The sequence below is a fragment of the Devosia rhizoryzae genome (assembly GCF_016698665.1).
Classification (GTDB): Bacteria; Pseudomonadota; Alphaproteobacteria; order Rhizobiales; family Devosiaceae; genus Devosia; species Devosia rhizoryzae.
The window spans coordinates 1,310,297-1,326,940 of record NZ_CP068046.1 but is presented as its reverse complement, the minus strand read 5'-3'; the positions used below and the strand labels follow the sequence as shown (position 1 = coordinate 1,326,940).

Below are 16,644 nucleotides of genomic sequence, written 5' to 3'. Positions count from 1 at the left end.
CGCGATGATCCTTACTCTGCCGGCTGGGCGCGGGTAGCAGGGGCACTGCCGGAGCGGCGGCGGAACATGCCCGCAATTCGCCGCACGCCTTCCATGATGCCGCCTGGCAGGAAGATAACGACGATGACGAAGACCAGGCCCAGAGTCAGGAACCAGCCATCGCCCACGAACTTGCCGGTGACGGTAACCATGAAGTCGGCCGCACTTTCAGGGAGAAAGCTCCAGAAGCGCGCAAGAATGTTGTCGTTGAGGGCCGAAAGGATGTTCTCGAAATACTTGATCAGCCATGCGCCGATCACGGGGCCGATCAGCGTGCCCACGCCCCCAAGAATGGTCATCAGCACCACTTCGCCTGAGGCGGTCCATTGCATGCGCTCGGCGCCGGCCAGAGGGTCGGTGACGGCCAGCAGTGCGCCGGCGAGGCCCGCATACATGCCCGAGATCACGAATGCGGAGAGGGCATAGGGACGGGTGTTAAAGCCGGTGAACTGCATGCGGGTCTGGTTGGACTTGATGGCCTTGAGCATCATGCCGAATGGAGAGCTGGCTATACGCTGGGCGAAGAAGAAGCCCAGGATCAGGAAGCCGGCGCAGAAATAGAAGCCTGCATATCCCGCCAGCTGCTGGCCAAGCAGATTGGGAACGGGCTGACCTACCACCGTGGCACCCAGCGCGGCATCGAGGCTGCGGGGATCGTTGATAGCGAGCTGCAGGCCGGTTTCGCCATTGGTAATTGGCGTCAGCACTGAATAGGCGAGGTTGTAGCTCATCTGGGCGAAGGCGAGCGTCAGGATGGAGAAGTAGATGCCGGAGCGACGCAACGAAAGGTAGCCGATCACGAGGGCAAATAGGCCGGAGATGATGACGGCAAAAACGATCGCCGGGATCGCGTCGAGCGTCAAAAGCTTGAACGACCAGACGGCGGCATAGGAGCCGACACCGAAGAAAGCGGCGTGACCGAAGCTGAGATAGCCGGTGAGCCCGAAGAGAATATTGAAGCCGACGGCAAAGATGCCGAAGATCATGAAACGCTGCAGCAGATCCGGATAACCGGCGCCAAACGGCGCCAGCCAGATCGGCATGGTCAGGACCACAATGGTAAAGCCAAGAAACAGAAAGAGGTCGTTGCGGGACATGAAACTGGTCATCTCAGGCCTCCATGACACCGCGCCGGCCGAAAAGGCCCCGCGGACGGACGAGAAGAATGACCACGGCGACCAGGTAGATGATGATCTGGTCGATGCCTGGAACGATGGCCTTGACCTGGTTCATCGAGGCAAAGGACTGCAAGATGCCGAGCAGGAAGCCAGCGGCGACGGCACCGGGCAGGGAACCCATGCCCCCAACCACGACCACCACGAAGCTCAGCACCAGGAAATCCATTCCCAGGTGGTAGTTGGGCGGCAAGAGCGGCGTGTACATGACCCCCGCCATGCCGGCGACCACGGCGGCAAGTCCGAACATGATGGTGAAACGGCGGTCGATGTTGATGCCGAGAAGACCAACCGTCTCCCGGTCTGCCATGCCGGCACGAACCACCATGCCGAAGGTGGTAAACTGCAGGAATGCGAAGACGCCGCCGATCACAATGGCCGAGAAGACGAAATAGATCAGGCGCCAAATGGGATAGGTGATCACATTGGCCTGCATTCCGAGAAACGCGCCAATATCGGCAGCACCGCGCAGATCGGTGGGCATGGGCTGAGGAATGGGATTGGGACCAAAGATCGATTTGATCACTTCCTGCGCCACGATGGCGAGGCCAAAGGTGACGAGAATCTGTTCGGCATGCGGGCGCTTGTAGAAGTGCTTGATGATGCCGCGCTCGAGCGCAATGCCGATCACCAGCATGATGGGGATGGTAATCAGAATGGAGAGAGGCACGGAATAGTTGACGAGGACCGCGCCCCAGTCGCCAAGCCATGCCTGGACGAGCGGCTCACGAACTTCGAGCGGCTGGCCCCAAGGCGAAAGCTTTTCGGGGTCGATGGTGACCGTTTCCATGGTGAGAAACATGCGCACGGTGACGGCGCAAAAGGCCCCCAGCATAAAGAGCGCCCCATGGGCGAAATTGACCACGCCCAGTGTGCCGAACACGAGGGTGAGGCCCAGCGCGATCAGCGCATAGGCGGCGCCCTTGTCGAGGCCGTTGAGGAATTGGAGGAAGATGACTTCAAACATGGGGGCTCCGCACTTGCCACGCCAATCTTTCACGCGTCTCGGACTTTGGCCGAGCCACCCTCTCCCGCAAGGGGAGAGGGGGACGCAGTGGTTGTGGCACGCTCTATCCCTTCCTTCTCCCCTTGCGGGAGAAGGTGCCCCGAAGGGGCGGATGAGGGGTTACTGCACTACGCGCACATCGGCACAGGTTCCGCCGGGCCCAGATCGCCGCCAAAAATGGCCGGATCGTAGGTCGTCGTATCCCGGTCGACTTCCTGAACCACGTTGAGGACGTCGAACTCGCTGGTCGGGCTCTCATTGCCCTGCACCACGAGGACAGACTTCATGCACTGGTGATCTTCGGCACGGTAAAGCGTCGGGCCATTGCCCATGCCGTCGAACTCGAAGCCTTCGAGCGCCTTGATGATTTCGGGCGGATAGAAGGTGCCGGCGCGTTCTGCGGCATCCGCATATAGCAGCATCTGAACATAGGCGGTGTGGGCAGCCTGGGACGGCGGGGAGCCATAGGCTGCACCAAAGGACTTGGTGAAGGCTATGGAGCCTTCGTCCTGCTGGTTCCAGTGCCAGTTCGACGTGCCGAACACGCCACGCACCGCTTCGCCGGCACCCTTCGCCATGAGCTCGGAGATGAGAGGCGTGATGATCTGGAACTGCTGGCCATTGGCTTCACGGTCGCGCAGACCGAACTGCACGGCCTGAGGCAGTGAGTTTACCATGTCGAGGCCATAGTGGTTGAGGATCAGCACGTCGGCGCCAGAATTAAGGATCGGCGTGAGGTACTGAGAGTAGTCGGTGGAGCCAAGCGGGGTGCGAACGGCAGCGACAGTTTCCCAACCGAGCGCCTCGGTGGCCGCGACCATGGACTCTTCCATGGTCCAGCCCCAAGTGTAGTCGGCGGTGAGGTGATAAGCACGACGTTGGCCGCCATACTCCTGGCCGAGCACCGGACCCAGCGCGATGCCGGATTGGTGGGCGTTGAAGAAATGGCGGAAGCCGTAGCGGCGCTTGTCCTTGCCGGTCGTGTCGTTGGAATGGGTCAGGCCTGCCATGAAGATGACGCCCATTTCCTGGCAGAGGCCCTGAACGGCGATGGCCTCACCCGAGGATGAACCGCCGGTGATCATGATGGCGCCGTCGCGCTCGATCATGCGGGTCGCGCCGGCGCGTGCCACGTCGGACTTGGTCTGGCTGTCGGAGGACACATAGGCGACCTTCTTGCCCAGGATACCGTTGCCCTTGAGACCGGACAGCATGCCGATAAGGCCACCGTCGCCTTCGCCGTTAAGATGCGCGATGGCCAGCTCATAGGCCTTCTGCTCGTCAGCGCCTTCTTCGGCGTAAGCGCCGGTTAGCGGAAGGTTGAGGCCGATGGTGACGGTGTCACCGGTGGGATTGTTGCAGAATTCCTGCGCCCAAGCGCCCTTGGTGAAGATCATGGGCGCAACGCCCGTACCGATAATGCCGGCCATGCCGGTTTGCAGAACCCTGCGGCGGGTCGGCCCGCGCGTGGAAAGTGTCATCGATTTCCTCCTTTGGCGCGGGGCTGCTGATGCTTTGCCAGTGGCTCACCGCGCCTTCAGTATTCGATGCATTTGAAAAGGCCGGCAATAGAGCATTGTTAAACAACACAAATTCTGTAAATTCTTGATCTCGGATTGATGTGGAGGCGTCAATTCGTTGACATAGGGAGGGCAGGGCATGCGCGCGCCGATCGGCTTTCGCATCAGCAACAGGCGGAAATCGCTGAGGATTTCGCAGGCCGAACTGGCCCGACTGGTTGGCATTTCGCCATCCTATTTGAACCTCATCGAGAACAATAAGCGGGATATTGGCGGTGCATTGCTGCAGCGAGTGGCGCAGCATCTGGGCATCGAGGTCAATAGCCTGGATGGCTCGGATGAACAGAAGCTGCTGCAGGATCTCGAAGAGGCCTATGCCGACCCGATGGTCGAGTCGCTGCCGTTTCAACACGACGAGCGGCGGCAGCTGGTAGCGCAGTATCCGGCCAGTGCCATGGCCGTGGCCCGCATGCACCGGGCCTATGTCGATGCCCGCAGCAGCGCCGATGCCTATGCCCACCGGCTGCGGTCGGATCCGCTGCTGAATCAAATGTTGCACCAGATCCTGTCGGGCATCACCGCGGTGCGATCCAGCGCCGAAATCCTTGAGGACGTGCCGGACATCGATGAGGCAGAACGGCACAAGTTCCTGAGCGCCATCGGTCGCGAAGCCCGCATTTTGGGCGATGTGGCGCGCAGTCTTATCGGTCAGTTCGAGGTTACCAGTCAGGCCGCCCGGACGGTGTCGACACTGCGCGAGATCGATGACCTCATCATCGAGCGGCAGAACTATTTCCCGCAGCTTGAAGCGATGGCGGAAGAGTTGAGACGGTCGGTTGAGATGCAAGGGCCGTTCGGGCCGGCAGTGCTGGTGGACGTCTTGGAACGGCAGTTCGGCGTCGTCACGCGCATCGGCGGGCGGCCGAGCGTGCCCGACTTTCCGGGCCAGTATCGCTTTGATGCCGAGAGCGGCACGATGTGGTTCCAAGGCACGACCACCCTGGCGACGCGGCAGTTTCAGCTTGCGCGGCTGCTTGGGGAGCTTTTAGCCGCCGAAGTGATGCGGCAGACGTTGGACGGCGCCGTGCTGACCAATCCTGCGTCCAGGCGGCTGGCGGCACGTGCCTTGGGTTCCTACCTTGCCGGTGCGATCGTCTTTCCCTATGCGCAATTCCTCGAAGCAGCCGAGGCGACGGCCTACGACATCGACCAGTTGCGGGAGAAGTTCGGCGGCAGTTTCGAGCAGGTGGCACATCGCCTCGTGTCGCTGCGGCGGCCGGGAGCGGAGGGAATCCCGTTCGGCTTCCTCCGGTCCGATCCCGCCGGCCGGCTGACCAAGCATTTCCCGCTGCCGGGCCTGCTGTTGCCGAACTCAGGTCACGCCTGCCCACTATGGGCTATATACGGAGCGTTCCGGCAACCAGACACGATTGTGCGCCAGGCCGTCCGGTTCTCCGATGGTTCGCGTTACCTCTTCCTCGCGCGATCGCTCCAGCACAGGCCGGGTTCTTACCGGGATCAACCCAATCTGATCTCGGTCATGCTGGCCTGCGACGTGCGCCATGCAGACCGCACGGTTTACGGCTCCGGTCTCGATCTCATGGATCAGAGCGCCGACGTGCCGGTCGGGCCCAGCTGCCGCCTTTGCCCGCGCCGCGCCTGCCCGGCACGGCAGGAAGAAATGCTCACACCGGGCGGCGAAGCATCCGTCACCCGCCTGCCGCTGATCCCCCGCGAATTCGGGCTTGGAGATTTGGGCTGATTGGGCTCTACTGTTCAGGCTGGCGGAGGGGAGACTGCCGGCACTGGGGGAGACATTGCCGATCGACATACTCATCGCCGAGGACGAGCCGAGCATTCTCGAATCGCTCGATTTCATACTGCGTCGCGCCGGTTGGAGCATCGAGGCGGTTACCGATGGGGAGGCGGCACTCGACCGCGCGCGCCGGCTGCAGCCGCGCATGGTGGTGCTTGACGTCATGTTGCCAAAGGCCAGCGGCTTTGATGTCTTAAAGCAACTGCGCGCCGATGCATCAACGCGCGACATGCCGGTCCTGATCCTCACCGCCAAAGGACAGCAGCAGGACCGCCGCGTGGCCGAGGACCTTGGCGCCAGCGGCTTTGTCACCAAACCTTACTCCAATGCCGAGGTGGTTGCGGCCGTGCGGCGGCTGCTGGGCTAAAATGCAGGACCGTCGCAGGATCGTCGGCGGCATGTTCCTGCTTACCGCGGCGGGCCTGCTGCTCTTCCTTCCCCCGATTGCCTATATCTTCAACCACCGCATTGCCTTGTTCGGCGTGCCCCAGATCGTCGTTTACCTGTTCGGCGTCTGGTTCGCGCTGATCGGCGGCACTGCGGCACTGACAGCGCGGCTTGAGCCTGATAGTGCCGGGGACGACAGCTAGATGCTCTCGGCCGATTTCGTCATCGCTACGGCCATTGGCTATGTGTGCCTTCTGTTCGTGCTGGCCTATTTCGGCGACCGGCGGGCACGGGCCAATCCGCGCTCCTGGCTCAATTCGCCAGCTGTCTACACGCTGTCGATCTCCGTCTATTGCACCAGCTGGACCTTCTATGGCGCTGTCGGCAATGCGGCGCGCAGCGGCCTCGAATTTCTGACCATTTATCTCGGACCAACGCTGGTCTTCGTTGGCTGGTATTTCTTGCTACGGCGGTTGGTGCGGATCAGCCATCTCCACCGCATTACGTCGGTAGCTGATCTCCTGTCATCCCGCTTCGGCAAATCCAGCCGGCTGGGCGTGCTGGTCACCTGTATCGCCGTGGTCGGCATCGCACCCTATATCGCGCTGCAGTTGAAGGCGGTGACCTCATCGATCCAGGCCATTGCCGGCTCCTCCGAATTCGGCCAGGGGAGCCTTGCCGGCATAGACGATGTGGGCCTCGCCTTCGGCGTTGCGGCTGGAATGGCCCTCTTCACCATCCTTTTCGGCACGCGCCACGTCGATGCCAAGGAGCAGCACCATGGCGTCGTCGCCGCCATAGCCTTCGAAGCCGTGGTGAAGCTTGCCGCCCTCGTCGCTGTTGGCGTCTTCGTCGTCTTCATCGGGGGTGGCTTCGAAGCCATTTTCAGCCGCGCGACCGAGCAGGGGATCGTTGTGGACACCACGTCGAGCTTCGACAGCCGGTGGATCACGACCCTGGTGCTGTCGATTGCCGCCATCGTCTGCCTTCCCCGCCAGTTTCAGGTGACGGTGGTTGAAAATTCCGACGAAAACCACCTGCGCGTCGCCGGCTGGGCCTTCCCAGCATACATGATGCTGATGAGCGTCTTCATCCTGCCCATCGCCATCTACGGATTGACGGTGATGCCGCAAGGAGCAAACCCAGACATGTTCGCGCTGACTTTGCCGCTCGCCGCCGGGCAGAACGGACTGGCGCTGTTTGCTTTCATCGGCGGCTTTTCGTCCGCGACCTCGATGATCATCCTCGAGTCGATTGCCCTTTCGATCATGGTCTCCAACCACATCATCATGCCGCTTGTGCTGCGCTTCAGCACGGCCCCGCAGGGCGGCGAAGGGCAGGGGGTGAGCCGCTTGCTTCTCACCGCGCGGCGGCTCTCCATCGTCCTCATCCTGTCCCTCGGCTTTTTCTACTTCTTCTTCACCCGCGACTCCGACGCTCTCGCGCCGATCGGCCTGATCTCGTTCACCGCCATTGCGCAATTCTTCCCGGCCCTGCTCGCGGCGATCTTCTGGCGTGACGCTTCCTTAAAGGCTGTGTCGGCAGCCATCCTCGCCGGCTTCGTCATCTGGGCCTGGTGCTGCTTCCTGCCGTCTTTCCAGTCGGTCTCCCCGGCGGTCTCGCAACTGCTGACATCCGGCCCATGGGGCCTATCATGGCTCCGACCCGAAGCAATGTTTGGCCTCACGGGATGGGATCCACTCGCCCACGCTGCGTTCTGGAGCCTTTCGGCAAACGTGGTGATCCTGACGCTCGGCTCCTTGCTGACCACGCCTTCCGCTCTCGAACGCATTCAGGCGCAGGCTTTTGTAGATGTGTTCCGGCGGGGCACCCCGCAGCAGAACTTCGTCCGCGGCTCGGCCACAGCCAACGATCTCTTTTTCGTCGCCGAACGTGTCTTGGGCGAGCGGCGTGCAGCGGCCCTGTTCGAGGTTGAAGCCAGGGAAAGCGGGGTCGACCCGGCAGTGCTCGATCCGACGCCGGAATTCATCGGCCGCCTGGAGCGCGAACTGGCGGGGTCAATCGGCGCGGCATCTGCCCATGTCATGCTGTCCAAAGTCGTGGCCGGCGGCGACGTCTCGCTCGAAGAAATGATGCAGATGGCCGACGAAACCCAGCATGCCATCGAGTATTCCCAGCAGCTGGAGCGCACATCGGCCGAGCTGCGGCTGACGGCGCGCAAACTCGAGGAGGCGAATGCACAGCTGCGGGAGCTCGACAGCCAGAAAGACGAGTTCCTGAGCCAGGTGAGCCACGAAGTGCGCACGCCCATGACCTCGATTCGCTCATTTTCGGAGATCCTGCTTGAGCCGGGCGAACTGGACCAGAGCCAGCGCCAGCGTTTCGTTTCGACCATTCACCAGGAAAGCCTGCGTCTCACCAAGCTGCTCGACGAAATCCTCGATCTCAGCGCGCTGGAGCGTGGGGAGCGCAACTGGCAAAGCGCGCCGGTGGACGCCGAAGCGGCCCTGGATCGAGCACTGCTCGTCTGCGACGCACTGCTGCGACAAAAGGGCATGCGGGTAGAGCACGGCAAGCGGGCGCCATTGACCATGGTCGAGGGTGACGCGGACCGGCTGTGCCAGGTCTTCATCAATCTCATTTCCAATGCCGTAAAGTACAATAACGGGAGCGATCCTGTCGTGCGGATCACCTCGGCGCTGCGCACGGGTAGCTATGTTGTCGACATCGCCGACAATGGCCCGGGAATTGCGAAAAGCGATGGCAAGCTGATCTTCGAGAAGTTCTGGCGGGGCGTGTCCGGTGGCGGCGACCAGGGCGGCGCGGGGCTAGGCCTCGCGATCAGCCGGCAGATCGTGGCGCGCATGAACGGAACCCTGGAACTGGTGCCGGGACCGCTCTCCGGAGCCTGCTTCCGCGTGCGACTGCCGGTGGTTGGGCGCGCTTAGCCCTGGCCCTCGTCTGGAATGTTCAGCAAATGGCCGCAGGCCTTGCAGTGCACTGCGTCCGGCTCGTGCCGAGACAAGCCGCATTGCGGGCAGGGGAACGACACCTTGTTCGGACGGAAGATCAGCTGCGCCAGGCGCACGAACAGCGAAATACCGATGATCATGATGACGATGGAGACGAGCTTGCCGAATGTGCCGGGCAGGACGATGTCGCCGAAGCCCGTCGTCGTCATGGTCGTGACAGTGAAGTAAAGCGCGTCGACATAGCCGTCGATGCCGGACTGCTGCTGTGCGAACGAGGTGTAGACGAAGCCGGTCACGACGAAGATGAAGACCAGAAGATTGATGACGGCCTGAATGGTGTCCCGGTACCCGCCGAGGCCGCGCTTTTCCAGTGGACGCCACACAAGGCTTGTCCGTGTCAGCGTCCAGAGCCGCAGGATACGCAGAAAGCCGAAATTGAGCAGCCATGTCGGGAACAACAGCGTCGCAAGGATCACAATATCGATAAGCACCGGCATCTGACGCAACCAGCGCATCGGGTGGCTTGTGGCCAGGCCGCGGGCGACAAGATCAAGTGTCAGCACGCCGGCTATGGAATAGTCCAGCCAGAGGAAACTGTCTGTGTTCCGCAGGAGGGGTGAGGCGACGAAAAACGCTATGATTGCAAGATCGACGATCAAAATCGTCGCTTGGAAGCGCACAGCGCCTGCAGATTGACCATGGTAGAGGATGCGGAGCTTCGATCTCAGATGATCGAACCAGCTGCGGCCCTTGTCGTTCTTTGCCGATGATTTAGGGATGTCGACCATGAAGTCCAACTGCGAGTCGGTCAGAAACGAGGCAGACCATGGACTGTTCCGCTGAGACACTGAAGGACCTTCAATGAGCCTGTCGATCTACGATACCACCGTGCCGGTCTTTACCCGCATGCTCACCAATCTGCTGGTCTTCCTCGACAAGGCAGAAGCCGATGCAGCGGCGCGCAAGTATTCGACAGACGTGCTGGTGGACGCCCGTCTTGCGCCCGACATGATCCCGTTCCGGGGCCAGGTGATGATCGCAACCGACCACGTCAAGGGCTGCGTAAGCCGCCTGGCAGGCCAGCCGGTCCCGTCCTGGCCGGACGAGGAAAAGACCTTCGATGAGTTGCGCGCCCGTGTGCAGAAGGCGCTCGATCTGCTCGCAACGATCACGCCGGAAGCCCTGAGCGGGGGCGAGACACGCGACGTGACCCTGAAGATGCGCACTGGCGAAGTGACGATGAACGGGCTCGACTACGTGAACCAGCGTGCACTGCCCAACTTCTACTTCCACATCACCACGGCCTACGCGATCCTTCGGCACAATGGTGTCCCACTAGGCAAGAGCGACTTCATCGGCTGAGGGCGCACGGTTGCCGCGAAGCGGTGGCCGCGCTATGTGCAGCGCAAGAAAGCGCCGGGATCGCGTCGGCAAGAGGACCGCATGAAGCTTGCTTTTGTCATTCCGGCCTACAATGAAGAAGCGCTGATCGGCAAATGCCTGACTTCGGTTTTGGCCGAGATCAAGCGCTCCGGGGCAAACGCCGACGTGATCGTCGTCAACAACGCTTCCAAGGACCGGACCGGCGAAATCGCCCGCAGCTTTGCCGGGGTGCGCGTTGTCGACGAGCCCAAGAAGGGTCTGGTGAACGCCCGAGATGCCGGCTTTGCCGCCAGCGAAGGCTATGAACTGGTTGCCAATATCGACAGCGATACCATCGTGCCCGAAGGCTGGCTCGACACGGTGCTGAGCGAGTTCGGCAAGGATCCCAAGCTCGTCTGCCTCAGCGGGCCTTACGTCTACTACGACATGAAGCCGCATAACCGGCTGCTGATCAGCATGTTCTATGGGCTGACCTGGCTGATTTACGTGCTCAACCGCTTCATCCTGCGGGTGGGCTCGGTAGTGCAGGGGGGAAATTTCGTGTTTCGCCGCGATGCCTGGGCAGCAGTGGGCGGCTATGATCGCACCATTGAATTTTTCGGCGAAGACACGGACGTGGCCGTGCGCCTCTCCAAGGTCGGCAAAGTGAAATGGACCTTTGCCCTCAAGATGATGACCTCGGGTCGCCGGCTCGAGAAAGAGGGCGTGTTCCGAACCGCGGGCACGTACACCCTCAACTTTTTCTGGGTGACGTTTCGCGGCAAGCCGGCCACAAAAAGTTATACCGACATCCGTCCCAATTAGGTGTAATCTTCCCGTCACACGCCGCTTCTAGCCTGGCGATCCTGGAGAGCCGATGGCTGACGCAAGCGAGACGAATGAAGTGGGCGGGCCGGTCCGCCTTTTTCAGGACGAGCCGGCGGAGCGGCTTTCCGGCATTTTGACCGCCATAGCTGCGGATCGGCAGCGGGACCGCATTTCGATCGGTTATCTGCTGCAGGCGCTTGAGCACCGGGCCGTCGGCGCGTTGATGTTCATCTTCGCCATTCCAAATGCCATTCCCGTGCCCCCCGGCGTGTCTGCCGTGCTCGGCGCGCCGCTGATATTCCTGTCCTTCCAAATGATGCTCGGGCAGCGCCCATGGCTGCCCAAGATCATCACCAACCGCTCGCTTTCGCGGGGCGAGTTCGAAAAAGTCGTGAGCCTCACCGCGCCTTGGCTCGCGCGTGCAGAGCGGCTGATGCGGCCGCGCTTCACTCTGCTTGCCCGGCCTCCAATGGAATATGTCGTCGGCGCCATCTGCCTCCTGCTCTCGATCATTCTCTTTCTGCCTATTCCGCTCGGCAACATGCTGCCGGCCTTCACCATCTGCGTGCTGGCAATGGGCGTTCTGGAGCGGGACGGGTTTTGGGTGACAATCGGCATCGTCTGCTCAATCGTTGCGGTGCTGATTGTCTGGGGCGTGGTGCTGGCGCTGTTGTGGAGTGCGCTGTTCGTGATCTCCAATGTCTTTGGATTGACCCTGCCTTTTTAAGGCTCCGCGCGTAGATGAGCATCTCGTCGCAGCTTCCGCCGGTCTCCCTTGCGCAAGGCGTCTCTGTCCTGCAGGCGCTGGCACGATCCGGCGCGGTGGAAGCCAAAGTGTTGGGTCAGCAGCCTAACGGCACCACGCAGCTGCAGATCGGGCGGCAGCTGCTCAACCTGCAATTGCCCAGCGTGCCAGCTCCCGGGTCGACGCTGACATTTTCGGCAAAGCAGAGTGACGGACAGCTGACGCTCACCTTGCTTTCGACGGTTAGCCCAGCAGCGCAAACCCAGGCAAGTTCCGCAAACTCGGCGCCGCAGTCTGCGCTGACGCAGTCTGCGCTGACGCAGATGGTGCTCAACGCATTGGCGCGGCAGGACAGCATTGTCGGGCTCACCACCCTACTGACTGCAGCTGTGGGCAAATTGGTCCTGCCCGAGCCGGTGCTCCGCGCAGTACAGCAGGTTCTGGCCCAGCAGCTGCCGCTCGATGGGGGCAAGCTCGACGCCGCCGCTCTCCAGCGAGCGGTGATGAACTCGGGCCTGTTCCAGGAGGCAAGACTTGCAACCGGTCAGCAGGCGAGCGGCGACTTGAAGACTGCCCTTCTCAGCTTGCAGAAAAGTCTGGCTGCCTGGCTTGGTGACCAGGCCCCGCTTGAGCGGACATCCAGCCTGCCACCCCCCATGCGTGGCGCTCCGCCCCGAGCTCGGTTCGGAAATGTGGCTCCGCCCAACCTGCCGGACGAACCGCCGGAAGCCGGCAAAGTTCTGCTCGAGCGGACCGAAGCCGCTCTGTCGCGGCTGAGGCTGCATCAGAACGCTTCTCTGCCAGACGCTGCACAGCGGCCAGAGGCACAATGGAGCCTCGACCTGCCCGTGACGATCGCAGGCCACCAGCACCTCCTGCAGTTACAGATCCACCGCGATGCGGAAGACCGGGCTACGAAACCGGAAGATCGCGGCTGGCAGCTTCGCTTCGCCATTCACCTCGGCGACCCTGGAGAAGTCGGCGCTCAGATTTCGATGCGGGGGGCCTCGACCGGAGTAATGATCTGGGCCGAAGATGCCAAGACGGCATCCTTGCTGAACGAGAACCTTGCCGGCTTGCGGCAGGATCTGGCCGCGGCCGGTCTCAATCCGGGCTCTGTGCTGGTCCGCAGCGGCGCGCCGCCTGCGCCCGCGACGCCTTCGCGGCATCTGGTGGATGAAAGCAGATGAGCGACGGCAAGCCCAAGGAGCGCGCCCTTGCGATCGCACTAGCCTACGAGCAAGGCTCGCGCGAAGCGCCTAAAGTGGTCGCCAAGGGCAGGGGGCTCGTTGCCGATCGCATCGTTGCTCTTGCAGAAGAGAACGGCGTCGTGATCGAGGCCAATCCGGTGCTGGCTGAAGCGCTGAGCGGTGTCGAACTGGACGACACCATTCCCCTCGAACTCTACGAAGCCGTTGCCACGGTCATCGGCTATGTGCTCCGGCAGACGCGGCGCTGAACTTGCAGCAGGGCTTGCACGTTCCCAAGTACTGTTGACACCAAGGGAGCAGGCCAATGATGAGACAGGAAGACCAGCGCGCCATCGAGGATCTTTTCGATCGCCTGGAAAATGTCGAGCGCAACAGTGCGCCGCGCGATGCAGAGGCCGAGGCGCTGATCCGCGAGAAACTGCGCGACAATCCCGGCGCAGCCTATTTCATGGCGCAGACCATCATCGTTCAAGAGGCGGCGTTACGCGAGCAGCAGGCCCGGCTGGAACAAGCCGAGCAGCAAGCAGAGCGTGGGCGCGGCGGTTTTCTGGACAACATTTTCGGCGGCGGCAACAGCGAACCGCGCCGCGAACCGCTTCGGCAATACCAGCAGCCTCAGAGCGAGCGCCGGCGCGGGCCGTGGGATAATCAGCCGGCCGGAGGCGGCGGCTTCCTGGCGGGGGCGGCTCAGACCGCCCTGGGCGTCACCGGCGGCATCCTGCTGGGGTCGGCAATCGCCGGGATGTTCAACACTCCCGCCGAAGCTGCTGAATTGCCCCCTGAAGAACCCCAGGATACCGGCACTGAAGATGCCGGCTTTGAGGACAACATGGACGACGGCGGCGGCGATTTCGGAGGCGGCGACTTCGATATGGGTGGCGACTTCTAGCGCACCGAGCGCTTTTCGTAGAACTCGTTACCGCCCGCTTCGAGCACGTAGAACATGTTGTTGTAGGGGAAGCGCAACCCGGCCGTGTGGAAATGCTGAGCATTCTGCACGCCGGGGTGGCGCTGGCCGCGCAGCACCTGATCGGCGACTTGGGAGGCGAGCACGGCACCGCTATCGGTCATCGGCTTGGTCAGCACGCCCTGCGCAAACTGATTCTTCTGCCCGACCACGCCGCAGACGGTCTTAGGATAGCGGCTGTCATGCATGCGGTTCATCACCACGGTGCCGACAGCAAGCATGCCCTCTGCGCTGGAGCGATTGGATTCAAAATACATCGCCCGCATCAGGCACTCTTTTTCGCTCATCTGGTTCATGGCGAAGTTCATGCCCAGGAACGAGCACCCGCCCAGGCTCGTGGCCGCCACGGCCAAAGCTGCGAAACGGATGATCGATCTGGTGGACAAAAACATGCAGGCACTCCAGGCTGTGGCGAAAACGCCGCTTGTCCCGAAAATGCCTGCACAGGCTTAAGGAAGCCCTCAGCCGGACGGTAAACGAGCTATTACCGGCGCTTGAACAGCTGCGCCGCGAGAAGAGCTGTGCCGATGATGGCAATCGCTGGAAGAGGATCGCTCCTCAGAGCCTTGGCGCCGCGTCCCGCTTTATACGCGGCGAACTCGGCAATCTCCGCGCCACGCTTTGCCGCTTCGCGGCCAAGCACCGCAAGCTCGTCACCCCACTCATTGGCGAGATGACCAACCTGACGGCTCAAATCGTTGGCAGCGTGCCCAGCGTGGCGGCCCCAATCGTTTGCGGCATGCCCAGCTGAACGGCCCCAATCATTGGCGGTGTGGCCGGCCTGCTTTCCCCAGTCATGGGCGGCGTGTCCTGCCTCGTGCGCTACAGCCTCGCTGATGCGGCTGATCTCGCGGCGTAGCTGGCGCAGCTGCGCTTCCAAGGGGCTTTCCTGCCGCCGGCCGGTAAGCTGGGACAACAAATGATCTAGATTCATGTGACGCTCCGTTTTCGGCTAAACGGAAATTAAAGAGGGGGAGTTCCCGCTTGCCCTTGAAGCGACTAGAGGGTGCGCCATCTTAGGTGCACGGAGGTGCCGATGAGCAAGAGCGCAGAACGTCTGAACCGGTTGTTCGACAAGCTGGAAAAGCGCGTCCCTCCCGTTGTTGCCGGTTGGCTGAACTGGATGCGGCGGCCGGAAGCGCGGATGGTGCGCATCCCCTTTGGCATCTTGCTGGTGCTGGGCGGCATCTTCAGCTTCCTGCCGGTTCTCGGCCTCTGGATGCTGCCACTGGGCCTGCTGCTGCTGGCGATCGACCTGATCTTCCTCCAGGCGCCGGTCAATACCGCCATTGTTCGCGGCGGACGCAAGTGGACCACCTGGCAGCGTGGCCGGCGCGACAAGCGCAACCGGCAGGATCAGCCATAGGCTTTTTCGATCAGGTCCACGGCTTCAGCGAGTCGCTCGTCGATAACGCCCAGATATTGCGTCCAGCTCGCCATGCCGGTCAGCTCTTCCTTGCCATCTGAAATGCCGCGTAACGCCAGAAGGGGCACGTCGTAAGCCATGCAGGCCCGCAGCACGGCCCAGGTCTCCATATCGACCATGTCTTCTTCGATAGCGTCATAAGCATTGCCCGAAACGACATTGCCGCCGGTAGACAGTGTAGCCGCGGTCAGCCCGGCCACGAGCGGCTCGAGCGGCAGCGTCGCGGGCAGGCCGGTCAACGGCGTTTCACCCCGCACAAAGCCAAGCGGCGAGGCATCCATGTCTCGATAGGAAACGGAGATCGCTTGGTAGACCGCACATTGCTGCAACCGTCGCGAGCCGGCAGAGCCGAGAGACACGACGAGTTTCGGCAGGTCTTCGCCGCAGATAGCCAAGGCGCGCGTCGTGTTGACCGCCGCCTCCACCGGACCGATGCCGATCATCGTTGGCGTAATGCGCGCTCTCAGGGAGGGGCCGTATTCGGCCTCAGCGGCCATGAGGTAAAGAATGGTCATGGAGAAAACTACCATGCCATGCTGGCCCGCCAAGCCCCTGTTTGGTCTTCCGTAACCTTATCATGACCATCCTAGCTGCTTCACCGCACAAGCGCGGTGCATGGACGGCCAGTTATGCGTATCGCACGAATTAAAGACAGCCTGGACTGGAGCGAGGGCGAGCTTGATCACAAGGCTCCACGCGTGGTGCAGCAGGCCGAAGTGGAGCAGGAAGCCCGGCGCCGTAAGCAGGGCCTGGCGATCGACGAGTGGCAATTGCGTGAATTCGTCAGCGGCGTGCCGCTTCCGGAACGGCTGGTTCAGCTCTGCCGGCAGATCGACCTGGCGTCGGCTGCTCTGTCTCGCATGTCGCCCATTCCGGCCAACTTTGCGGACGACGTCTACTGGCCGCGCATGTGGTAGGCCGGGTCGCCCCGGCCATTCAACTCAGGCAGCTTTCTTGGCCCGTGTCGCGCGCTTGCGCGGCTGGGCGATCGTCTTTGCGGCATTCGCGGTAAGCTCGGCCGCAGCCTTGAACCAGTAGACCTGATCCTGGCCTTCGGGCCGCCCATCTGCGTCCCACATTGCGTAGGCGCGGCGCTGAATTTCATCGTGCATGGCAGAAACTCCGACAGTGAAAGATAAGAGGAGCCTGCGGGGTTAAGGTTTACGGGAGGTGAATGTCGGGACGATTTGGCTGCGATCACCCCGTGTCGAACTTCTGCGCGCCGGCTC

At 62.0% G+C, this 16,644-nt stretch carries 19 protein-coding genes and 1 pseudogene; 12 read left to right on the top strand and 8 right to left on the bottom strand.

What is annotated here, in order from left to right; translation table 11 throughout:
- Positions 1–11: 11 nt before the first annotated feature.
- The 3 genes from JI748_RS06645 to JI748_RS06635 form a co-directional block, all read right to left on the bottom strand.
- Complete coding sequence (locus tag JI748_RS06645) at positions 12–1,148, bottom strand: branched-chain amino acid ABC transporter permease (RefSeq protein ID WP_201636177.1); 1,137 nt, start codon at positions 1,146–1,148, stop codon at positions 12–14.
- A 1-nt stretch (position 1,149) separates the two neighbouring features.
- Positions 1,150–2,181, bottom strand: coding sequence for a branched-chain amino acid ABC transporter permease (locus JI748_RS06640; RefSeq protein ID WP_201636175.1), 1,032 nt, complete (start codon positions 2,179–2,181; stop codon positions 1,150–1,152).
- Positions 2,182–2,348: 167 nt separating this feature from the next.
- Entirely contained in the window at positions 2,349–3,701 is a 1,353-nt protein-coding gene (locus tag JI748_RS06635; protein ID WP_201636173.1) for a substrate-binding protein, read from the bottom strand.
- 178 nt (positions 3,702–3,879) lie between these two features.
- Between JI748_RS06635 and JI748_RS06630 the strand changes: the two genes are divergently transcribed.
- The 4 genes from JI748_RS06630 to JI748_RS06615 are packed head-to-tail and all read left to right on the top strand — an operon-like array spanning position 3,880 to position 8,852.
- The gene (locus JI748_RS06630; RefSeq protein WP_201636171.1) at positions 3,880–5,502 is read left to right on the top strand and encodes a helix-turn-helix transcriptional regulator; all 1,623 of its coding nucleotides are present in this window, start codon (positions 3,880–3,882) and stop codon (positions 5,500–5,502) included.
- Positions 5,503–5,557: 55 nt separating this feature from the next.
- Positions 5,558–5,923 carry a response regulator transcription factor gene (locus JI748_RS06625; protein ID WP_201636169.1) on the top strand — a complete coding sequence of 122 codons (366 nt, stop codon included), beginning with the start codon at positions 5,558–5,560 and terminating at the stop codon, positions 5,921–5,923.
- A 31-nt stretch (positions 5,924–5,954) separates the two neighbouring features.
- Positions 5,955–6,146 (top strand): hypothetical protein, encoded by a 192-nt coding sequence (locus JI748_RS06620; protein WP_201636167.1) that lies wholly within the window; start codon positions 5,955–5,957, stop codon positions 6,144–6,146.
- A complete protein-coding gene (locus JI748_RS06615; RefSeq protein ID WP_201636165.1) occupies positions 6,147–8,852 on the top strand; it encodes a sensor histidine kinase in 2,706 nt (901 codons plus the stop codon).
- Here JI748_RS06615 and JI748_RS06610 read toward each other — a convergent pair.
- The gene (locus tag JI748_RS06610; RefSeq protein ID WP_201637089.1) at positions 8,849–9,664 is read right to left on the bottom strand and encodes a potassium channel family protein; all 816 of its coding nucleotides are present in this window, start codon (positions 9,662–9,664) and stop codon (positions 8,849–8,851) included. The two genes, JI748_RS06615 and JI748_RS06610, sit on opposite strands and share 4 nt — an antisense overlap.
- A 73-nt stretch (positions 9,665–9,737) precedes the next feature.
- Here JI748_RS06610 and JI748_RS06605 point away from each other — a divergent pair, with 73 nt between their 5' ends.
- The 6 genes from JI748_RS06605 (at position 9,738) to JI748_RS06580 (ending at position 13,911) form a co-directional block, all read left to right on the top strand.
- Positions 9,738–10,238, top strand: a complete 501-nt coding sequence (locus JI748_RS06605) for a DUF1993 domain-containing protein (RefSeq protein ID WP_201636164.1) — start codon at positions 9,738–9,740, stop codon at positions 10,236–10,238.
- Positions 10,239–10,319: 81 nt separating this feature from the next.
- Positions 10,320–11,063 (top strand): glycosyltransferase family 2 protein, encoded by a 744-nt coding sequence (locus tag JI748_RS06600; RefSeq protein ID WP_201636163.1) that lies wholly within the window; start codon positions 10,320–10,322, stop codon positions 11,061–11,063.
- 52 nt (positions 11,064–11,115) lie between these two features.
- Positions 11,116–11,793, top strand: coding sequence for an exopolysaccharide biosynthesis protein (locus JI748_RS06595; protein WP_201636162.1), 678 nt, complete (start codon positions 11,116–11,118; stop codon positions 11,791–11,793).
- A 14-nt stretch (positions 11,794–11,807) separates the two neighbouring features.
- Positions 11,808–13,001 carry a flagellar hook-length control protein FliK gene (fliK, locus tag JI748_RS06590; protein WP_201636160.1) on the top strand — a complete coding sequence of 398 codons (1,194 nt, stop codon included), beginning with the start codon at positions 11,808–11,810 and terminating at the stop codon, positions 12,999–13,001.
- Positions 12,998–13,270, top strand: coding sequence for an EscU/YscU/HrcU family type III secretion system export apparatus switch protein (locus tag JI748_RS06585; protein ID WP_201636158.1), 273 nt, complete (start codon positions 12,998–13,000; stop codon positions 13,268–13,270). The genes fliK and JI748_RS06585 overlap by 4 nt, the downstream gene beginning before the upstream one ends.
- A 56-nt stretch (positions 13,271–13,326) precedes the next feature.
- Positions 13,327–13,911, top strand: coding sequence for a DUF2076 domain-containing protein (locus tag JI748_RS06580; RefSeq protein ID WP_233280627.1), 585 nt, complete (start codon positions 13,327–13,329; stop codon positions 13,909–13,911).
- A gap of 5 nt (positions 13,912–13,916) precedes the next feature.
- Here JI748_RS06580 and JI748_RS06575 read toward each other — a convergent pair.
- Both JI748_RS06575 and JI748_RS06570 read right to left on the bottom strand, forming a co-directional pair.
- A pseudogene (locus JI748_RS06575) lies at positions 13,917–14,381 on the bottom strand (cell wall hydrolase); the annotation flags it as partial.
- 92 nt (positions 14,382–14,473) lie between these two features.
- The gene (locus JI748_RS06570) at positions 14,474–14,923 is read right to left on the bottom strand and encodes a hypothetical protein (RefSeq protein ID WP_201636154.1); all 450 of its coding nucleotides are present in this window, start codon (positions 14,921–14,923) and stop codon (positions 14,474–14,476) included.
- A 102-nt stretch (positions 14,924–15,025) separates the two neighbouring features.
- Between JI748_RS06570 and JI748_RS06565 the strand changes: the two genes are divergently transcribed.
- A complete protein-coding gene (locus JI748_RS06565; RefSeq protein WP_201636152.1) occupies positions 15,026–15,355 on the top strand; it encodes a hypothetical protein in 330 nt (109 codons plus the stop codon).
- On the opposite strand, the gene JI748_RS06560 is transcribed toward JI748_RS06565, so the two are convergent.
- On the bottom strand, positions 15,346–15,945 hold the full coding sequence (locus JI748_RS06560; protein WP_201636150.1) for a 5'-methylthioadenosine/S-adenosylhomocysteine nucleosidase: 600 nt from the start codon (positions 15,943–15,945) through the stop codon (positions 15,346–15,348). The genes JI748_RS06565 and JI748_RS06560 overlap by 10 nt on opposite strands.
- Positions 15,946–16,044: 99 nt before the next feature.
- Here JI748_RS06560 and JI748_RS06555 point away from each other — a divergent pair, with 99 nt between their 5' ends.
- Positions 16,045–16,332, top strand: coding sequence for a hypothetical protein (locus JI748_RS06555; RefSeq protein WP_201636148.1), 288 nt, complete (start codon positions 16,045–16,047; stop codon positions 16,330–16,332).
- 24 nt (positions 16,333–16,356) lie between these two features.
- Here the strand turns inward: JI748_RS06555 and JI748_RS06550 are convergent, their stop codons facing one another.
- A complete protein-coding gene (locus tag JI748_RS06550; protein ID WP_201636146.1) occupies positions 16,357–16,527 on the bottom strand; it encodes a DUF2934 domain-containing protein in 171 nt (56 codons plus the stop codon).
- Between the last annotated feature and the right edge of the window lie 117 nt (positions 16,528–16,644).

What these genes read in the sequence shown, in the direction of transcription:
- JI748_RS06640 (WP_201636175.1), bottom strand. Translation starts at nt 2,181, where the DNA reads ATGTTTGAAGTCATCTTCCTCCAATTCCTCAACGGCCTCGACAAGGGC.
- JI748_RS06555 (WP_201636148.1), top strand. Translation starts at nt 16,045, where the DNA reads ATGCGTATCGCACGAATTAAAGACAGCCTGGACTGGAGCGAGGGCGAG.
- JI748_RS06620 (WP_201636167.1), top strand. Translation starts at nt 5,955, where the DNA reads ATGTTCCTGCTTACCGCGGCGGGCCTGCTGCTCTTCCTTCCCCCGATT.
- JI748_RS06610 (WP_201637089.1), bottom strand. Translation starts at nt 9,664, where the DNA reads ATGGTCGACATCCCTAAATCATCGGCAAAGAACGACAAGGGCCGCAGC.
- JI748_RS06645 (WP_201636177.1), bottom strand. Translation starts at nt 1,148, where the DNA reads ATGACCAGTTTCATGTCCCGCAACGACCTCTTTCTGTTTCTTGGCTTT.
- JI748_RS06565 (WP_201636152.1), top strand. Translation starts at nt 15,026, where the DNA reads ATGAGCAAGAGCGCAGAACGTCTGAACCGGTTGTTCGACAAGCTGGAA.
- JI748_RS06550 (WP_201636146.1), bottom strand. Translation starts at nt 16,527, where the DNA reads ATGCACGATGAAATTCAGCGCCGCGCCTACGCAATGTGGGACGCAGAT.
- JI748_RS06570 (WP_201636154.1), bottom strand. Translation starts at nt 14,923, where the DNA reads ATGAATCTAGATCATTTGTTGTCCCAGCTTACCGGCCGGCGGCAGGAA.
- JI748_RS06605 (WP_201636164.1), top strand. Translation starts at nt 9,738, where the DNA reads ATGAGCCTGTCGATCTACGATACCACCGTGCCGGTCTTTACCCGCATG.
- JI748_RS06580 (WP_233280627.1), top strand. Translation starts at nt 13,327, where the DNA reads ATGATGAGACAGGAAGACCAGCGCGCCATCGAGGATCTTTTCGATCGC.
- JI748_RS06630 (WP_201636171.1), top strand. Translation starts at nt 3,880, where the DNA reads ATGCGCGCGCCGATCGGCTTTCGCATCAGCAACAGGCGGAAATCGCTG.
- JI748_RS06595 (WP_201636162.1), top strand. Translation starts at nt 11,116, where the DNA reads ATGGCTGACGCAAGCGAGACGAATGAAGTGGGCGGGCCGGTCCGCCTT.
- JI748_RS06585 (WP_201636158.1), top strand. Translation starts at nt 12,998, where the DNA reads ATGAGCGACGGCAAGCCCAAGGAGCGCGCCCTTGCGATCGCACTAGCC.
- JI748_RS06615 (WP_201636165.1), top strand. Translation starts at nt 6,147, where the DNA reads ATGCTCTCGGCCGATTTCGTCATCGCTACGGCCATTGGCTATGTGTGC.
- fliK (WP_201636160.1), top strand. Translation starts at nt 11,808, where the DNA reads ATGAGCATCTCGTCGCAGCTTCCGCCGGTCTCCCTTGCGCAAGGCGTC.
- JI748_RS06600 (WP_201636163.1), top strand. Translation starts at nt 10,320, where the DNA reads ATGAAGCTTGCTTTTGTCATTCCGGCCTACAATGAAGAAGCGCTGATC.
- JI748_RS06635 (WP_201636173.1), bottom strand. Translation starts at nt 3,701, where the DNA reads ATGACACTTTCCACGCGCGGGCCGACCCGCCGCAGGGTTCTGCAAACC.
- JI748_RS06560 (WP_201636150.1), bottom strand. Translation starts at nt 15,945, where the DNA reads ATGGTAGTTTTCTCCATGACCATTCTTTACCTCATGGCCGCTGAGGCC.